Here is a 13,955-nt window from a genome sequence, read left to right as displayed (position 1 = left end):
GCGGCGGGGTGCGCGACAGCTTCAGCTTCGTCTATATCGTCGAGCCGCCGGGGTACGAGATCATGGCGTGCAGCCTGCTCGCCTCGATCCGGGCGCAGTTCGGCGATGGCGTGAAGGCCATCGGCTATTGCCCCGAACACCGGATGCAGGAACTGCACCCCGCGGTGCTGAAGGCGCATGAGATGATGGGCGGCGAAATCCGCCCGATGCGCACCGAAGGAATGTGGGACAGCCCCTATCCCCACGGCAACAAGATCATCGCCGCGATGCAGCCACGCGATACCGAATGGTCGGCCTTCGTCGATTCCGACGTGCTGTTCCTGCGCCCGAACAGCGTGGCGAATATCGCGCGCGACGGGCATGTATCCTGTTCCGCCGCGGCATCCATGCGGTGGGCGGGCGAGGAAATCTGGGATGTGATCTATGCCGCCTTCGGCATGCCCATCCCCGAAGAACGCATCCGCCTGATGCGGCAGTCGCGCAAGCCGCGCATCCCCTATTTCAGCGCGGGTTTCGTGATCTTTCCCGAAACGCCGGGGCCGGGCGGGCGCTTTCCCGATGTGTGGTACGATACCGCGCGCATCCTCGACCGGGTGGAGACGCTGGAAAACCGCCGGCCCTATCTGGACCAGATGACCCTGCCCGTCGCGATCCAGCGCGCGGGGCTGCGCTGGAACATATTGCCCGAGGAACAGCACTACATCCTCGGCGGCCAGTTGCGCGGCGAACCCCTGCCCGAGGGGCGGGAAATCTTCACCGTCCACTATCGCCAGCCCGAGGTGCTGCGCGAAATCGGCCTGCACCGGGCGGCGCAAAAGATGCTCAAGGCCGCGACGGGGGTCAGTTTCGTCCGCAGGCTGGCGCCCGAAAGCGCCGACAGTAACGATGAGGACGAGTGAATGGGTATCAGTCTTATCCCGGCGATGTTCCTGGCGCGCCATGCCGCGCATCTGAACGGCGCCAAACGCGGCGTGATCCTGGGGCGGCAGAAGCTGCACCTGAACGGGCGCAAGCTGGCACGGTTCTGCAAGGCGGCACAGGGATTGGGGTTCGACCTGACGCCCGAAGGCGTGGCGCAGGAGGACGGGTTCACCGAAACGCTGCTGACCGCGCTCGGCTATCCCGTGATCGAGGCGCTGGACTTCACCGACAAGGAAGGCGCGCAGCATATCCACGACCTCAACCGCGCGGTGCCGGCGCGGCTGAAGGGCAAGTTCGATGTGGTGATCGACGGCGGCACGACCGAACATATCTTCTACATCGGGCAGGCCATCGACAACTGCCATGCGCTGCTGAAACCCGGCGGGCTGATGCTGGGCTATATCGCGGCGGACGGCTGGTTCGGCCACGGGTTCTTCCAGACCGGCCCGGACGTGCCCTGGCGCTACTGGCACCACGCCCGGGGCTACGAGATGCTGGAGGTCTCGATCGTGCCGCGCAAGTCGCCCGGCCGCATCATCCCGATCGAGGATCCCACCGGCAAGCCGCGCGGGGGCGAACGCATGCTGGAAGGGCCGCACATGCTGCTCTACGCCTGCCGCAAACCGCTGGAGGCCCCGGCCTATGCGCCCCCCATCCAGGGGCATTACGTCTGAGGCCCATGGGGCGGGCCAGATCCCGCCCCATGGGGGGCCTTCTGCCATCAGTCTTTCCCGGCAATCGCAGGTCGGGGTTCCACCGCAACACCCTATCCCGCCGCCCCGGCCCCGGGCAGCGCCAGCCCCTCGGCCACAGCCGCGGGATCCGTCACCCCCTGCAACACCACCGCCGACAGGCCGAGGCGGATCACCACATCCCCGCCTTCCGCCGCCACCTGCGGCGCGGCGGGCCAGGCGGACAGGTCCAGCCGGTCGCCGGGGTGCCAGTCGGTGATCGTGGTCACGCCGCCCCAGGCGATGACATAGCGCACCCCGCCCGGGCCGCCGGTGACGGTGTTTTCGCCCGGGCCGACATGGATCTCGTCGCGTCCCTCGCCCGAAACAACCCGGTTCCGCCCCGGCCCGGTATGGATCACCACGGTGCGGTCGCCCGCCTCTATCGTGTCGTTGCCCGCCCCGCCGTAGATGCGGGCAAAGCCGTCGCCCGCGACGATCAGGTCGTCCCCCGCCCCGCCGTCCAGCGTGTCGCGCCCGGCCCCGCCGCGCAGGGTGTCGTTGCCCGCCCCGCCGTAGAACGCATGATGATCGTTGCGCCGCGACGATCCCGCCACCAGCAGGTCGTCGCCCGCGCCCCCCTCGAACACCGCACCGGCATAGGCGGGGCCCACCATCACGTCGCCCCGGTCGGACCCGGTGACATGGACGCTGACGCGCTCCGACGCCTCGAAGTCGATGCGGCTGTCGGGATGCGCCACGATGCGCTGCACCTTGCCGGTCTGGCCATCCTCTTCGCTGCGCGACACCACGGTGGCGATGCGCAGCCTGTCGATCCCCGCGGGCACGCGCAGCACATGGCCATCGGGCCCGGCCATGTACCACAAGGTATCCTGCCGCCCGTCCGGGTGCGGCACCACCCGGTCCGCCGCCGCGCCATAGGCCCAGAAATCGGTGGCATCCGGCCCCCCTTCCAGCACCACCGCGCCATCCATCGCCATCATCGCGTTGATCCCGCGCGCCGGGTCCTCTGCCCCCCGCAGGTCCAGCCCCAGATCCAGCGCCGCGCGCATCAATTCGGCCCGCAGCGCCGGGGTTTCCGGCCCGCCGGCAAGGTTCGTCGTCTCGCCCGGGTCGGCCACGACGTCGTAGACGTGCTCCTCGCCGTTCGGGTAGCGGAAATAGCGCAGGTGGCTGAGGCCCTCGGCCGACGGCCGCACCGACAGCGTGCCGAACACCGCCGTCAGCGGCGATTTCGCCCGGTCGTAGGCGCCGAAGGCCGGGTCCACCAGCGGCAGCAGGCTTTGGCCGGATGTCCAGTCGGGCCGGGGCGGCAGGCCCGCAAGGTCCATGATCGTGCGCGGGACGTTGTGCAGCGCCACCGGCATCTCCACCACCTGCCCCCCCGGCAGCCCGCCATGCCAGAGGCCGAGCGGCACATGCGCCGCGCTGTCCCACTGGCTCATCTTGTGGAAACTGTCGTGGGTGCCGAGGTTGAAGCCGTTGTCCGACAGCAGCACCACGGTGGTGTTCCCGGCCAGAGGCGAGGCGCGCAGCGCATCCATGAACCTGCCGATTTCGTGATCCACATGCGAACAGGCGGCGAAATAGCCGCGCACCACCTGCCGCCATGCCGCATCCCCGGCCTTTTCCGGCGTCCACTGGCCGTTGACGATATAGGCAAGCTCATAGACCGCCATCCCCGGCTGCGGGCCGTGGAAATCGTCGGGGTGGGCGGTGCGGGGCCAGGTGATCGCCGCCGGGTCGTACAGCTGGTAGAACCGATCCGGGCAGATCAGGTTGTAATGCGGGTGCTTGAAACCAAGCTGGATCAGGTGCCGTCGCCCCCGTTCCGCCCGGCCCAGATAGTCGATGGCGTTCTGCGCCACGGTCCAGTCGTAGAACCTGTTGTCCTGACTGCCGTCATCGTCGGGGTGGTTCACGCCGGCGATGCCGGGGCCGGTATCCAGATATTCCTTGACCCCGCGCCTGCGCCCCCGGTCGTCGGCGGGTGCATCCTCGTGGAACAGGACGCGGCGGTATTCCTCCGGCATCGGCTTGTAGTTCGCATCGGTCTTGCCGGTGGTGAAGGTGCGGAACCCCGCCCGGCGCAGGTCGTAGACCCATGACGCCGTGGGCGGCAGCACGTCGCGCCAGAACCGGTTGAGGTCCACCAGCCCGGTGCGGAAGGGCGACAGGCCCGTGGCGATTTCCGCCCGGCAGGGGGCGCAGAGCGGCACGGTGGCATAGGCATTGGCAAAGCGCACGCCTTCGGCCATCAGGCGGTCGATGTTGGGGGTCTGGATCGTCACCCCGAAGGCGTTGCGCCATGTGAAGACGTCGATCATGTCGTCGATCCAGATGACGACGATATTGCCGGTGGCAAGGGTGGCGCGGTCAAAGGGCACGGGTTTCCCTCCACTGGTCAAGGGCGGCGGCGCGGGCCGGGTCGCCGGGCGCGGCGAGGCAGTCGTGGCCGGGCCAGACGAACACATCCGTCAGCGCAAAGGCCCCCAGCTTGCCGCGCAGCCCCGCGCGCTGGCCGCGGCAGGCGATGAACAGATCCGCCGGGGCGGGGGGCATCGCGGCGGAGGCCATGACCGGCGGGGCGTCGTTCACCGCCAGCCGCACCAGCCCGCCCGATATGCCGCAGATCACCAGCACCGGCCCATCGGGCTGCGCCGCGCGCAGGTCGAGGCCCCCGCCCTTGCGTTCCACCCGTATCGTGCCACCCGCGGCGGCAAGGTAGAGGTATCCCCCATCCCCGGGGTGCAGGGTCAGCAGGGTTTCGGCATCCGCCGCCGCCGGGTGCCAGATCAGGCCGAAACTGCACCGCGCGGTATCGGCCAATGCCCCCGGCAGCACCAGCCCGCCCTGTTCGCCGCTTTCGAACCGCAGCGCGGCGCGGCCGGGCGCGGTCAGCGTACCGGTCTTGTTGGGGCCGACCGCGACCGCCACGCCCTCGCCCGCCTTCGCCTGCCAGGCGAAGATGCGCCCCGGCGCGTCGGCATCGGCGAAGGCCCCCGGTTCGGCATGCAGCCACAGCCCCTCGGCCCGGTGGTTCACCAACGCCCCGGGCGGCAGGCGGCCGTGATAGACCAGCGTCATCGCCCCGCCCCCGGATGCACCGGCAGTTCGGCGGGCAGCGCCCAACGGTGCAGCAATCCCTGCCCGTCCAGCGCCGGCGCGGCCCAGGTATCGCGCAGCGCGCCCCGGTTGGCGGGGTATTCGTCGGGGCTGTCCGCCGCGCCGAAGGCATAGCGCAGCCGCGCGGGGCCATCCACGGGCCGGTCCAGCGTCACCAGCACCGCCCGGTCGTCATCCGGCGCAACCGCCGCACCCTTCACCCGCGCATCCGTACCGGCAAGGCCGAACCCGCAGGCCGGCCCCGCGCGCAACGGATCGCCCGCGTCGATCACCAGCGGCGCCAGCGCGTCGCAGGTGACGCGGATCACCCTTCCATCCCCTTCGGTTTCCGCCAGCAGCGGCAGCGGGCAGCGCCAGCCCCCCGCGCCATGCCCCGCGATGGCATGCGCATCCATTTCCGCCATGCGCAGCCGCGCGGCATCAAGGGGCCGGCCGAAACGGTCCTGCGCGAACATGTAGCCCGGCGCGCTGAACAGCACCTCATGCGGCCAGTGCGCGCGGGCGAGCCGTTCGTGGGCCAATATCTGCGGCTGGTCCCCCCGCGCGCGGGTGCCGGCCTCGAACGTCATCAGGAACAGCGGGCGGGCAAGGCCGCGGGCGTTGAAATCGGCCTCCACCCGCGCCATCAACGCGCGCAGGCCGGTGACGAAGGCATCCGGGTCGGTGCCCGGATCCTCCAGCGTGTGATCCAGCCCCACCGCCAGCACCCGGGGGCGGCGGCCGAGGGTTGCGGCGGCGGCGATCAGACTGTCCACCGCGGTCAGGAAATTGGCATAGCCCCGGCCTTCGGCCAGCGCCGCGATGGATGCCACATTGTCCGTCTCTGCCCGCGTCAGGATCAGCGGCAGGCCCATTCCCCGATCCGCCCGCCAGTCGAGCAGCCGGTCGGCCGTCATCGATTCCCGCGTCGCATGTGGGATATGTTGCAGGCCGGGGGTCCGCACGGCCTCTGCCGTCCCTTCCAGCCCCACCGCGCCGATATGATCCCCCGGCGCCAGCACGTTGAACCGCCAGCGCGGCGGCCCCGGCGTGAACCCCGCGCGGCGCGCACCGCCAAGCGCCAGAAGGGCGCAAAGCGGCCCCGGCGCGTCGGCGATGATGTCGCCCCCCGCCACCGGGCGGCGATAGCCGCGCGCGCCGCGCCCCGGTTCCAGCCGGGCGGTGAAATGGTGCCAGCCGCCCGCCTGTGCCAGCCCCCATGCGTCGATGTCGCCCAACACATCGGCCGCGTCGGGGGCAGGGTCGGGGGCGGCAACAGGCGCGGCGGGGGCAAGCGGCAGGCGGCGGCGCAGATCGGCCAGCACGGTATCCGACAGCCGCAGCGTCAACCCGGTGGCGTCGAAGGTGACGACATCCCCGTTCTCGGCACGGATCAGAACCCCTTCATCGGGGGCCTGCGATGGCGTGCCGTCGCCGCCGGGCATGTCGCGTACCTCCTTCGATCCCTTGGCACTTGTCCGGCGCGGCGGGGCCCGGGGTCAAGCGGTTTCCGCCGCGAACAGCGCGGCAAGACGCCCTGCCTCGGCGTCGATGTCGTGGCGGGCCAGCACCCGGGCGCGGCCCGCCTCGCCCATCGCGCGCAGGCGATCCACCGGCGTGCCCGCCAGCGCCACCAGCGCATCGGCCAGCGCCCCCGCATCGCCCGCGGGCACCAGCCAGCCGGTGCCGCCCGGCACCACCAGTTCGGGCACCCCGGCGATCCATGTCGCCACCACCGGGCGCGCCGCCGCCATCGCCTCCATCACCACCATCGGCAGCCCTTCGGCGAAACTGGGCAGCACCAGCGCCTGCGCCGCGGCCAGTTCGGCGCGCACGCCGGCCTCGTCCAGCCAGCCGGTCAGGGTCACATGCGCGCCGATGCCCGCCTGCGCCACCGCCGCCTCCATCGCGCCGCGCAATTCGCCGTCGCCCACCAGCACCAGATGCAGCCCCGGCGCGCGGGCCACGGCCAGCGCCAGCGCCCGCACCAGCAGCAACTGCCCCTTCTGTTCGGAAAACCGCCCGATCGCCACCACCCGCGCCGGGCCTTCGGGCAGCGGCGCGGGGGCGAACAGCGCCGGTTCGATCCCGCAATGGACGGTATGGATCCGCGGCCAGTCCGCCGCCCGTGCCCACCGCATCAGCTGGCTGCGCCCGAAGGAACTGATGGCGACGGTAAAGGCCGCGCGCGCCATCTTTTGCCGCAGCGACAGCGCGGCGGGGGCGTCGAATTCCTCGGGCCCGTGGACGGTGAAACTGAACCGCGGCCCGCCCAGTTCATGTGCCAGCATGGCGACGGTGGCCGAATTGGTGCCGAAATGCGCATGCAGATGCGCAACCCCCAGATCGCGGCACCGGCGGGCGACCTGCGCGGCCTCTGCCAGATAGACCAGATGCCGCAGCACCCCGCCCCCGCGCCGCCCGCAGCCCACCGCCAGCCGCAGCGCGCGCCACCCCCGCGCCGTCGCCAGCGCCCGCAGCCCCGCCGCCGCCAGCACCGGCGCGCCGGCCTTCAGCACATGTTCCGTCCGCGCATCCTCGGCCACATCCGCCGGGTCCACCAGCGCCGCGCGGTCCGACCGCATGGCGAAACGGTGCACCGCGATGCCGCGGCGTTCCAGCGCCCGGATCTCTCGCCGGATGAAGGTGTGCGAGGGGCGCGGATAGGTATTGACCAGATAGGCGATCCTCACGCCGTTCCCCGTTGGCTGCCAGCCTGCCCGGTGTACCGCCAACCCGGCGCGATGCAAACCCCGGCTTGCGTTTCCGCCGCCCCGTGCCTACCTGAACCGCAAAGGCGGCGCAGCATGGCATCATCCCTGATCGAGGACATCCGCTTCGGCTATGGCCCCCGGGGCGGCACGGCGCCGCTGCCGGGCGGGTACGACGCCGACCGGCTGATGGCGCAGCTTGCCCCCCCCGACCCCGACGATGCGCGCTGGCACCGCCCCACGCTGGCCGAACGGCTGGCGTTGCAGCGGCAGGCGCGCGATGACGCCGCCGCCCGCCGCGCCGGGCAGGCGGTGGCGGCCACCGCAGGCCCGGAACTGAAACGCATCACGGCAGAGGATCCGCTGACATGGATCCCCCGCGCCGCCACCGCCACACGGGGGTTCCGCGAACGGCTGGCGAACCTCTGGGCCAACCGGCTGACGGTGGCTTTCGGCCCGGCGGCGATGGCCCATCTGGTCCAGCCCTTCCGGGACGAGGCGATCCGCCCCCATGTCGCGGGCCGCTTTCCCGACATGCTGGCGGCCTCGGTGTTCCACCCGGCGATGCTGGTCTATCTCGATCAGGTCCGCTCGGTCGGCCCGCATTCGGTGCTTGGCCAGCGCCGGGGGCAGGGGCTGAACGAGAACCTTGCCCGCGAACTGCTGGAACTGCACAGCATGGGCACCGGCTACGACCAGCGCGACGTGACCGAAACCGCCCGCCTGCTGGCCGGGCTGACGGCGGGGCCGGACGGGACCGCCTTCGACCCCGACCGGGCAGAGCCGGGCGACAAGCGCATCCTCGGCGTGACCTATGGCGAAGGGGAGGACGAAATCCGCCGGCTGGTCGCCGACATCGCGATGCGGTCGCAGACGGCGGACAGCGTGGCGCGGATGCTGGCGGGCCATTTCCTGTCCGACAACCCGCCCGCCGATCTGGTGCAGGCGATGGCCGCCGAATACCTGCGCGGCGAGGGCGCGCTGCCGCCCCTTTATCGCCTGTTGCTGACGCATCCGGCGGCGCGGGCGGCGGAACTGGCCAAGGTCCGTTCGCCCCACGAATACATCGTGGCGACGCTGCGCGCGCTGGACATGACGGGGCAGGAGGCCGGGGTGGGCGCGATCCCCAAGGTGGGGTTGCGGGTGGCCGAGGCGATGGCCCGGCTCGGCCAGCCGATCCACCGCCCGCGCCAGCCCGACGGCTGGCCCGACACCGCCGGGGGCTGGCTGTCGGCCCCCATGCTGGCGGCGCGGCTGGACTGGGCGGTGGAACTTGCCCGCCGCACCCCGCCGGTGGACGACCCCGGCGCGCTGGCGGAACGGATGCTGGGCGACCTTGCGGGCGGGCCGGAAACGGCGCAGGCCGTGCGCGGCGCCGAACAACGGTGGGAAGGCGTGGCCGTGCTGTTCGCCGCGCCCGCCTTCATGCGGCGATAGGGGGGCGGGGATGGATCTGCTGATCTCGCGGCGCAGCTTCCTGATCGGCTGTTCGGCGGCGGCAAGCCCGCTGATCACCCGCATCGGCTTTGCCGCCGCGCCGGGGGAAAACCGGCTGGTGGTGATCGTGCTGCGCGGTGCGATGGACGGGCTCGACGTGCTGCGGCCGGTGGGGGATCCGGCCTATGCCAGCCTGCGGCCGACGCTGGCCGAGGGGGAAGGGGGCGCGCCTCTCGACGGCTTCTTCGCCCTGCATCCCGCCGCCGCCCCGCTGTTGCCGCTGTGGCAGACGGGCGAGTTGGGCTTCGCCCACGCCGTCGCCACCCCCTACCGCCGCCGCAGCCACTTCACCGGGCAGGATTTCCTGGAAAACGGCGGGGGCGCGGCGGACGGCGCGCTGACCCCGGGGCGGGACGGCTGGCTGAACCGCGCTATCGGGCTGATCCCCGGCGCGGGGCCGCGGGCGGGGGTGACGGTGGGACGGGAACGGATGCTGATCCTCGAGGGCGCGGCGGATACCGCGCACTGGATGCCGGTCGCCGACCCGCGCCTGTCGGCGCAGGGGCGGCTGCTGCTGGACGAACTGCATGGCGCAGACCCGCTGTTCGCGCCGGTCTGGACGGGGGCGCAGGCGCTGGCCACCGAAACCGCCGCCGGGCCCAACCCGAAGGGCGATCTGGCCGCGACCGACATCGGCACCCATGTCGCCGCCCGGCTGGTCGCGGATGCGCGGATCGCGACCTTTTCGCTTGGCGGATGGGACATGCATCAGGGACAGGCGCGGCTGATGGCCGACCGGCTGGCGGCGCTGGCGCAGACGGTGCTGGCGCTGCGGGCGGGGCTCGGGGCGCACTGGGGCACGACCTTGGTGCTGGCGATGACGGAATTCGGCCGCACCGCGCGGGAAAACGGATCCGGCGGCACCGACCACGGCACCGGGGGCGCGATGCTGATGGCCGGCGGCGCGCTGCGCGGGGGCCGGGTACTGGGCCGCTGGCCGGGGCTGGCAGAGGCTGACCTTCTCAACCGCCGCGACCTGATGCCCACCGCCGATGTGCGCGCCCATGCGGCACAGGCACTGGCGGGGATGTTCGGGCTGGCACGCGGCGATCTGGAACGGGTGGTGTTCCCGGGGCTGGACATGGGCGGGGCGGAGCCGGTGCTGCGCTGACCCTGCTGATTGGCGGGATGTCGAGGGCAGCGCCGGGGCGCTGCCCCGGACCCCGGGATATTTAAGGACAGAAAGTGAAGAAGGGCCCGCCCTGCATCACTTTCTGTCCCCAAATATCCCCGCCGGAGGCTCCCGCACTTTCCACCCGCACCGCCGCCGGGCGGAGAGACTCAGGCCCCCGCAAGCCGCAACAGGGCGGGCACGTCCAGATGGGTTTCCAGATGCGCGGCGAGGTCGTCGAGCACCTGTTCGACCCGCGCGCCATAGCGCACGCCCCCGGATGCGGCGCCGAGGCCGGACAGGAAGGCCGCGCGGAAGGCGTCCTCGGAAAAGAGCCCGTGCAGGTAGCTGCCCTGCACCCTGCCGCCGGGCGATGCCGCGCCTTCGGGCGTGCCGTCCACATGGGCGAAGGGGCGGGCGCAGTCGGGGCCGGTGGTGCGGCCGATGTGGATCTCGTAGCCCGAAACCGGCAGGCCGGTGGCCGCATGCACCGCCGCCACCCGGGCGAGCCTTTTGTCGGCGGTCATCACCGTATCCACGTCGAGCAGGCCGAGGCCCGGGGTCGCGCCCGGCTCGCCTTCGATCCCCTGCGGGTCGGCGACGGTGCGGCCCAGCATCTGGTAGCCGCCGCAAAGCCCAAGGATCCGCCCGCCGCGCCGGTGATGGGCCAGCAGGTCCACGTCCCAGCCCTGCGCGCGCAGGAACGCCAGGTCGCCCCGCGTCGATTTCGTGCCCGGCACGATCACCAGCGCCGCGTCGCCCGGCACCGCCTGCCCCGGCATCACCATCGTCAGCCGCACCGCCGGTTCCATCTTCAGCGGGTCGAGGTCGTCGAAATTGGCGATCCGCGACAGGCCGAGGCAGGCGACATGCACCGGCCCGCCGCCCCGCGGCGTCAGGTCCAGCGCATCCTCGGCCGGCAGCAGCGCGGCATCGGCGAACCAGGGCACCACGCCGAAGCCGCGCCAGCCGGTGCGCGCCGCGATCAGCCGGTAGCCATCGTCGAAAAGCCGCGGGTCGCCGCGGAAGCGGTTGACGATGAAACCCGCGATCAGCGCCGCATCCGCGGGGTCCAGCACCGCCTGCGTGCCCACGATCTGCGCGATCACCCCGCCGCGGTCGATGTCGCCCGCCAGCACCACCGGCACGCCCGCCGCGCGGGCAAAGCCCATGTTGGCGATGTCGCCCTGCCGCAGGTTGACCTCTGCCGGGCTGCCCGCGCCCTCGACCACCACCAGATCGGCCTGCGCGCGCAGGCGGGCGAAGCTGTCCATCACCGCCGCCGCCAGCTGCGGCTTGAGGCTGCCATAGGCGCGCGCCCGGTAGCTGCCCATCCGCCGGCCCTGCACGATCACCTGCGCGCCGATGTCGGTTTCGGGTTTCAGCAGCACGGGGTTCATGTCGGTGACGGGATCCACCCCGCAGGCCAGCGCCTGCAATGCCTGCGCCCGGCCGATCTCGCCCCCGTCGGCCGTCACGGCGGCGTTGTTGGACATGTTCTGCGGCTTGAAGGGCAGCACCCGCAGCCCCCGGCGCCGCGCCGCCCGGCAGAGCCCCGCCACCAGCAGCGACTTGCCCACATCCGACCCTGTGCCCTGGATCATCAGCGCGTTCACGCCCATCCCCCCGCCAGCACCAGCCACAACGCCACCTCGCCCGCCTGCTGCGTCGCACCGAGGCTGTCGCCGGTATGCCCGCCGATCTGGCGGCGGGTCAGCCACGCCATCGCCAGCACGGCGAGGGCGAGCGCGGCCAGCGACAGGCCCGGCGCGGGCAGGGCCAGCAGCGCGCCGAGGCCCAGGGCGACAGACAAAGCCCAGACCGGGACGGAGGGGGCCCCTGCCGCGGCCGCCAGCCCCTCGGCCCGTGCGGGGGGCAGCGCGGCCATCACCGCGGCCAGCGGCGCGCGGCTGGCCGTGCCCACCGCCACCAGCGCCAGCGCCCCCGCGCCCGCATCCGGCGCCGCCGCCAGCGCCCCCGCGCGCAGCCCCACCGACAGGATCAGCGCCAGCACGCCATAGCTGCCGATGCGGCTGTCGCGCATGATTTCCAGCTTGCGTTCGCGCGTCCGCCCGCCGCCGAAACCGTCGGCAAGATCGGCCAGCCCGTCCTCGTGCAGCGCGCCGGTTATGGCCATGCCGGCGGCCAGCGCCAGCAGGGCGGCCAGCAGCGGCGGCAGCGCGGCGAAGGCCAGCGCGAACACCCCCGCCGGGATCAGCGCCGCGATGGCCCCCGCGACCGGAAAGGCCCATGCCGCGGCCCCGAGCGGGGGCGGCGCGGCAAGGCGGCCCGCCGGCAGGCGGGTCAGCACCATCAGCGCCAGCCGCAGATGGGCCAGCGGGTCAGCCATCGGCCACCCCGGCCTCGGCAAAGGTCGCCATGCCGTCATGACAGGCCAGCGCCCCGCGCAGCACCATCAGCGCCAGCGCCGCCCCCGTGCCCTCGCCCAACCGCAGGCCCAGATCCAGCAGGCCGCGCAGGCCGATCGCGTCGAGCAGCCGCCGGTGGCCGGGTTCCGCCCCGGTATGGCCCGCGATGCAATGCGCCAGCAGGTCCGGCCCCAGGGGGTGCAGCACCGCCGCGGCGGCGGTACAGATGAACCCGTCGAGGATCACCGGCACCCGCGCCGCCCGCGCGGCCAGCACCGCGCCGCAGATCGCCGCCTGTTCGCGCCCGCCGAGCGCCGCCAGAACCGCCAGCGGATCGGCCAGCGCGGCGGCATGGCGGGCCACCCCCGCCTCGATCACCCGCGCCTTCAACGCCACGCCGCCCGCATCCGCGCCGGTGCCGGGGCCCGCCCAATCCTCTGCCCGCCCGCCGAACAGCGCCCGGGCCAGCGCGGCGGCGATGGTGGAATTGCCGATGCCCATTTCGCCCAGGATCAGCACATCGGCGCCCGCATCCACCGCCGCCGCACCCGCCGCCATCGCGGCGAGCGTTTCGCCTTCGGTCATCGCCGGGCCTTGGGTGAAATCCCGCGTCGGGCGGTCGAGGTCCAGCGCCACGACCTGAAGATCCGCCCCCGCCACCCGGCAGAGCTGATTGATCGCCGCCCCGCCGGCGCGGAAATTGGCCACCATCTGCGCCGTGACTTCCTGCGGGAAGGGGTTGACCCCCTGCGCACAGATCCCGTGGTTGCCCGCGAACACCAGCGCCTGCGCGCGGTCGAGCCGCGGGCGCGCATCCCCCTGCCATGCGGCCATGAACGCGGCCAGATCCTCCAGCCGGCCGAGCGCGCCGGGGGGTTTGGTCAGGCTGTCCTGCCGGGCGCGGGCGGCCTCGGCGGCGGTGGCATCGGGCGCGGGCAGCGCGGCAAGGCGCGCGCGCAGGGTGGCAAAGCCGGGGGCGGGGAAAAGCGTCATCCCTTCACCTTCAGCGGCTGGCCCGCGACGGTCAGGATCACCTCGTCCGCCATGGCGGCGATGCGCTGGTTCAGGCCGCCCGCCGCATCGCGGAAGGCGCGGGCGAGCGCATTGGCGGGCACGATGCCCATGCCCACCTCGTTCGTCACCAGGATCACCGGGCTCTGCTGCCGCGCCAGCGTGGCGGCCAGCGCCTCGGCCTCTGCCCGCCAGTTGCGGCCCGCGCCCATCAGGTTCGACAGCCACAGCGTCAGGCAATCGACCAGCCGGGGGCCGTGGCCGTCGGTGGCGTCCAGCGCCCCCGCCAGATCCAGCGGCACCTCGACCGTCCGCCATTCGGCCCCGCGGCGGGCGCGATGGGCGGCGATACGTTCGGCCATTTCGGCATCGCCGGGTTCCGCCGTGGCGATATAGACGGGGCGGCCCGGCAGGGCGGCGGCCCGCGTTTCCGCCAGCAGGCTCTTGCCCGACCGCACGCCGCCGGTGATGAGTATCGTCGCCATCTTCCCTCCTGCCCGGTTGCGGGGCATAGGAAGCAGCAATCCGCCCGAATGGA

12 protein-coding genes are annotated in these 13,955 nt (G+C 72.6%); 4 read left to right on the top strand and 8 right to left on the bottom strand.

Going from position 1 to position 13,955, the window contains the following annotated elements:
- Positions 1-8: 8 nt before the first annotated feature.
- Positions 9-899 (top strand): hypothetical protein, encoded by an 891-nt coding sequence (locus RGD00_RS09640; protein WP_310457112.1) that lies wholly within the window; start codon positions 9-11, stop codon positions 897-899.
- Positions 900-1,595: a class I SAM-dependent methyltransferase gene (locus tag RGD00_RS09635; protein WP_310457111.1), complete on the top strand. Its 696-nt coding sequence runs from the start codon at positions 900-902 to the stop codon at positions 1,593-1,595.
- 92 nt (positions 1,596-1,687) lie between these two features.
- Here the strand turns inward: RGD00_RS09635 and RGD00_RS09630 are convergent, their stop codons facing one another.
- Genes RGD00_RS09630 through RGD00_RS09615 form a run of 4 tightly spaced genes read right to left on the bottom strand, consistent with a single transcriptional unit; the run spans position 1,688 to position 7,411 of the window.
- On the bottom strand, positions 1,688-4,000 hold the full coding sequence (locus tag RGD00_RS09630; protein WP_310457110.1) for a sulfatase-like hydrolase/transferase: 2,313 nt from the start codon (positions 3,998-4,000) through the stop codon (positions 1,688-1,690).
- Positions 3,990-4,700 (bottom strand): hypothetical protein, encoded by a 711-nt coding sequence (locus tag RGD00_RS09625; RefSeq protein WP_310457109.1) that lies wholly within the window; start codon positions 4,698-4,700, stop codon positions 3,990-3,992. Before RGD00_RS09625 ends, RGD00_RS09630 begins: the two co-directional genes overlap by 11 nt.
- A complete protein-coding gene (locus RGD00_RS09620) occupies positions 4,697-6,163 on the bottom strand; it encodes a hypothetical protein (protein ID WP_310457108.1) in 1,467 nt (488 codons plus the stop codon). Before RGD00_RS09620 ends, RGD00_RS09625 begins: the two co-directional genes overlap by 4 nt.
- Positions 6,164-6,217: 54 nt before the next feature.
- Positions 6,218-7,411, bottom strand: a complete 1,194-nt coding sequence (locus RGD00_RS09615; RefSeq protein WP_310457107.1) for a glycosyltransferase — start codon at positions 7,409-7,411, stop codon at positions 6,218-6,220.
- Between the two features lie 114 nt (positions 7,412-7,525).
- Here RGD00_RS09615 and RGD00_RS09610 point away from each other — a divergent pair, with 114 nt between their 5' ends.
- Positions 7,526-8,866 (top strand): DUF1800 domain-containing protein, encoded by a 1,341-nt coding sequence (locus RGD00_RS09610; protein WP_310457106.1) that lies wholly within the window; start codon positions 7,526-7,528, stop codon positions 8,864-8,866.
- Between the two features lie 10 nt (positions 8,867-8,876).
- A complete protein-coding gene (locus RGD00_RS09605) occupies positions 8,877-10,037 on the top strand; it encodes a DUF1501 domain-containing protein (RefSeq protein WP_310457105.1) in 1,161 nt (386 codons plus the stop codon).
- 170 nt (positions 10,038-10,207) lie between these two features.
- On the opposite strand, the gene RGD00_RS09600 is transcribed toward RGD00_RS09605, so the two are convergent.
- The 4 genes from RGD00_RS09600 to cobU are packed head-to-tail and all read right to left on the bottom strand — an operon-like array spanning position 10,208 to position 13,902.
- The gene (locus RGD00_RS09600; protein ID WP_310457104.1) at positions 10,208-11,653 is read right to left on the bottom strand and encodes a cobyric acid synthase; all 1,446 of its coding nucleotides are present in this window, start codon (positions 11,651-11,653) and stop codon (positions 10,208-10,210) included.
- Complete coding sequence (locus RGD00_RS09595; protein WP_310457103.1) at positions 11,650-12,387, bottom strand: adenosylcobinamide-GDP ribazoletransferase; 738 nt, start codon at positions 12,385-12,387, stop codon at positions 11,650-11,652. Before RGD00_RS09595 ends, RGD00_RS09600 begins: the two co-directional genes overlap by 4 nt.
- Positions 12,380-13,399, bottom strand: coding sequence for a nicotinate-nucleotide--dimethylbenzimidazole phosphoribosyltransferase (cobT, locus tag RGD00_RS09590; RefSeq protein ID WP_310457102.1), 1,020 nt, complete (start codon positions 13,397-13,399; stop codon positions 12,380-12,382). The genes RGD00_RS09595 and cobT overlap by 8 nt, the downstream gene beginning before the upstream one ends.
- Complete coding sequence (gene cobU, locus RGD00_RS09585; protein ID WP_310457101.1) at positions 13,396-13,902, bottom strand: bifunctional adenosylcobinamide kinase/adenosylcobinamide-phosphate guanylyltransferase; 507 nt, start codon at positions 13,900-13,902, stop codon at positions 13,396-13,398. The genes cobT and cobU overlap by 4 nt, the downstream gene beginning before the upstream one ends.
- Positions 13,903-13,955 lie beyond the last annotated feature (53 nt).

The sequence above is a fragment of the Ruixingdingia sedimenti genome, from assembly GCF_031432425.1.
Classification (GTDB): domain Bacteria; phylum Pseudomonadota; class Alphaproteobacteria; order Rhodobacterales; family Rhodobacteraceae; genus Ruixingdingia; species Ruixingdingia sedimenti.
The sequence above is the reverse complement of the archived record's forward strand: the minus strand, read 5'-3'. Positions and strand labels throughout refer to the sequence as shown.